The sequence below is a fragment of the Vibrio sp. Y176 genome (assembly GCF_033438945.1).
In genome coordinates, this window is record NZ_JAWOQS010001101.1 from 1 (window position 1) to 533 (window position 533).

Annotated in this window: 1 protein-coding gene; it reads right to left on the minus strand. The window is 41.8% G+C overall.

The features are described 5' to 3' along the window. A partial coding sequence (locus R7O13_RS30425) for an alpha amylase N-terminal ig-like domain-containing protein (RefSeq protein ID WP_318305664.1) occupies positions 1–434 on the minus strand: 434 nt, incomplete at its 3' end. Between the last annotated feature and the right edge of the window lie 99 nt (positions 435–533).

The window sequence follows — 533 nt, forward strand, 5'->3', positions numbered from 1 at the left end:
TACGCTTCACGAATCGCAGACTCACTTTGACTCGCGGCAAAACGATCAGGAAAAATCTGATAGAAAACTTGTTCTTGAACCCACTTTGGCGGTTGATGGTTTACATTCAATTTGAAATGAAATTCTTTGGGCGGAATACGTTTTTGCACTCCACGTGCGTCTAGCCAATATTGCTGACCGTTTCTAACGACTTTAAATACATAGTGGGTGATGTCTCGATCTCTATTCGGCTCGAACGATACTTCCCACAGCAGTAACTCTCCAACTCTGCCGCATTGCACCATGGCGACAAGGTATTCTTCGTTGTCTGGCTCAATACGCACATAAACAGCATCGAATGTTAACGCCTCTGTTTTTAGACAGACCTTCACGCGTTTACCATCGAAGGCTAAACCATCAACCGTCTGGCTATGAAAGAGAAATGGCAAAGACATAATAAGCACTCTTTAATAAGTGGATATGCCACTATTTTATTAAAGAATGAGAGACAAAAAATCCTCCTTGGAAATTCGGTGCTTTACCTATTTTCTCAA